The organism is Leptolyngbya cf. ectocarpi LEGE 11479 (assembly GCF_015207065.1).
Classification (GTDB): domain Bacteria; phylum Cyanobacteriota; class Cyanobacteriia; order Phormidesmidales; family Phormidesmidaceae; genus Leptothoe; species Leptothoe ectocarpi.
In genome coordinates this window covers 1-3,366 of sequence record NZ_JADEXP010000500.1, presented here as the reverse complement: position 1 = coordinate 3,366, position 3,366 = coordinate 1, and the positions used below count along the sequence as shown (strand labels likewise).

The 3,366-nt window shown below is 47.8% G+C and carries 3 protein-coding genes; all 3 read right to left on the bottom strand.

The window, feature by feature from the left end:
* Positions 1 to 61: 61 nt before the first annotated feature.
* Entirely contained in the window at positions 62 to 799 is a 738-nt protein-coding gene (locus IQ260_RS29010) for a hypothetical protein (RefSeq protein WP_228016537.1), read from the bottom strand.
* A gap of 141 nt (positions 800 to 940) precedes the next feature.
* Positions 941 to 2,182 (bottom strand): response regulator, encoded by a 1,242-nt coding sequence (locus IQ260_RS29005; protein ID WP_193996539.1) that lies wholly within the window; start codon positions 2,180 to 2,182, stop codon positions 941 to 943.
* Between the two features lie 283 nt (positions 2,183 to 2,465).
* Positions 2,466 to 3,366 (bottom strand): DUF3370 domain-containing protein (locus tag IQ260_RS29000; protein WP_193996538.1); only part of this gene is annotated, 901 nt, incomplete at its 5' end.

Sequence of the window (3,366 nt, the reverse complement as noted above, 5' to 3'; positions counted from 1 at the left end):
GTATAGCCATAAAATCGAATGGTACGTTCAAAAAAATGTAATGGGCGACTAGAGAGCAAAACTACCGGTTTCGAAATGGAGCAACTGGGTGTTTTTTCCTCACCATAGCTAACACCGCCCAAAATATAACCGTTGCCCCTAGCATTTCCAGACCTTCTTCGAGGGTAATCCCCACCAGTTGAGTAAAATCATCGAATAAAAAGTTAGATAAAAATTCCACACCCAGGGCACCTAACAGCAAAAGAAACACGCCCATTCCTAGCATTCTAACTTCGGCACCATACCCAGCTAGCTTTTTCTTGAATCTATATATCCACCATAGGAAAAAGACAATAAACGGAATTCCCACCAGAAATATCCATAGGCCCGTTTCTTGAAAAGGGGTATTAGCTCGACTACCATCCGGCAACAAAATATCGCTAAATTTGCCAATTCGCTCATGCAGTCGAGCTATTTCGTCAATGGCCATAGCCAGAAAAATTGTTGGTAGCCCAAATAGTACAGGCGAGCCTTGACCTTCGGCTACTTTTCTCCGGACAAACACTGTGGCAAGTATGGCAATACTCAACAACTTCAACATTGAGTACCAGGTGGCAATCCCTCCTTCAAAGTCGAGATCCCAATATCTGGCAAAACCGAAATGCGCGGGAGCAAGCAGGTAGGTACCAACATAGGCCAGACAAAAAACAGCATCTAACGTCGCTAACCAAACAACAGAACGGGGCACTTGTTTGATGTCAAACAAGGGTTTGAATAGTTGCCTCAGTGAGGCATAGCAAGCATTGATACCCTTGGGCATTTTTATCTGACAAAATTGAGAGTCAACGTATTCTACACTACATTGAAATTAAAAAGTCTTTTGAAAAACAATGCCAGAAGTATGGTTTGTTCTCTGCAAACAATATTGCCCATGGGCACTGACAATACCTTTTGAGCAAAGTCAACCAAATAGCCTCTGTTCATAAGTGGAGTTTGGCTGAGCCATGGGCACCGGTTGCAAATATTTGATAGCTATCTTTAACACCTGTGATGCCTGGATCGGTTTACCCAAAAAACCATTTGCACCGACAAGTTTTGCTCGGATTCGATCAGGAATACCATGGTTGTTAGTCATGATAATAATGGGAACAGCTTCGAACGCTGAAATACGCCGAATTTGAGCACATAGCTCATAGCCATTAACCACTGGCATGACTAAGTCTAGAAAAATTAGCTGCGGTTTTAGCGCTAGGACCGTTGTTAAGGCCCGCATGGGATCAGCAATATTGATGTAGCGATAGCCTGACCCTTGAAAAATGTCAGCCATGGTCTGACTATCGGCGGGATTATCGTCGATATAGACTATGCCTGGGCTATGATTAAATCCGGCGCTGTTGAAAAGTTTTTTTCTATAGGAAGAGAGTTTTGAGTCAGACACCTGTTTCGAACTGACAGTTGGGGACAAATCATCCACATGGACGAGTTTGATCAAGTCTCGACGAATATGGGGAGCCAGTGCTCGGGTAATTGCTATCAACGGCTTTTGGGTGTTTACAGCTAAATCTCGTAGGGTTTGTTGACCGTTTGCTATCTTTTTTAAGATTTGAAATAGGTCAGGCGATGTTCGCTCCTGTAAAATCTCAGGCTGTACAATCGTAGGGGCCAGATTCGGACAATAACCCAGCAGGTTAGCCTGTTGCCAATCTTGCCAATCCTGCTGGACATGCTCCCAGATCTGGGTTCGTTGTAGACCAATGCAAGGAAAACTAGCCCCTTTTCGGGAGCTGGCTTTATACATTAGCGTTGCCCTTGATGTTTGCGATTCTAAGGTTGCGGCATGCAGGATATCAAACAGAACTTCAGAGATGCACCCCCTAACGATGTCAGAAAATTGCTCACGGTCAAACTTTTGGTGCATGACCAGCTGTGCCAATGTCTTATAGTTCCGAGCGTGACAGGGGCTGGGATGACTTGTTTTTGGGGTCAGTTTTGAAGAGTGCTTAAGGCACTGTCGGTGCCAGCGACGTTTGGGATGAGTGTGGGCACTGGCCCACACAATTTGTCCAACGAGAAAGTACAGAAACCATTCAACATCTGAGTCGGGTTTCGACTCTATACCAATGGCGAGGATTCCAGTAAATAGTCCTTTTTTAGCTCGTTGAATTTTTTGATCGAGTTCACGAATAACTGATGCGTGTGACATGCTCGGGCACTACCCTACACCTATGAGTGACTGAGTTATAGTCAAAGCCACAAAAAAGTAGTTGAAAAATCGTTGAAAATTTCTCCAGCTCCTATCCTTGGCAAACGACAGCAACTGGAGCAAGTGAATCGGTTACCCCCTGTGTCTTGTGATACGAGCATAACGTGCCAGTCATACTAGTTCAAGTATGTTTACTGAGGTGGTGACTCCCTAGCCGGAATTTCTCGATGAGATGTTGGGAAAAGAGAGCACTGACTGAGATATTGCGAGCAGCAAGGCCAATTTAATCGGTTTGAATCGTGATTACTTGGGGCGGTGTTGAGTCGGGCGGATAGCGCAAAATTATCTCTACTCGGCGGTTTTCTTGAGGGGCAAGGGTAACGGTGGCCAGGGGATCGCCCTGCTGTCCTCGGCGCTGCACCAGATGAATATTGCGAATGCGAGGCAGCCCCCGATCGTCGCGGTATTTAATCTGGACGGGACCCCGAAAGAAGGTTTGAGTGGGAAGCGGCTCAAAAAACTGCAGACCTGCGGTTGAGAGGCGATCTTCTTTGATCGGTGTTTCGAGGGCCAGGGTGATAGTTTGAGGGGTATCAGTGGGATTGTAGAGTGGAAATGTGAGGTCGTACTCTACGCCATAGTTACCATGGGCCTGATAGGCGGTATCGTCATAGCGCACCAGCATCTGAGCGCTTTGGTTTTGCTCTGTGCCCAGCTGCCCGCCATAGAGGGTGCTAATGCCGTAGGAAATGGCTTCGCCTGATGCCGGAATGGTCAGCTTGTCCGCATCGGCGGTGTCTCCGTCGTCTCCGTCGGTGACTGTAGCTGTCCAGCTAGAGCCTTGGGCGACACCGGCTACCCGACCATAGATAATCTGTTCTGGGTTGTCAGTAATGGGAGTAGGGATGCGATCGCGAGGTCCAGCCACCCCCGAATTTTGTAATAGGGTTTCCCACTGGGCCAGGGTGGGGGCAGTTTCACTCCCATTGCCATCGACATTGGCAGACTCAGCCAGACTGGCCACATAGACCGGGCCGCTGCTGTCTAGCTGGAGCAAGGTGGAACAGCCATTAATGGGGGGATCCAGCTCCGCCACCGGAATGGGGGCATTCATCAAAAGGGTGCTGGCACCGGGTGCAACCACTAGCTGAGAGGGTAAGGACGCCTGACGATGACCTTGGATC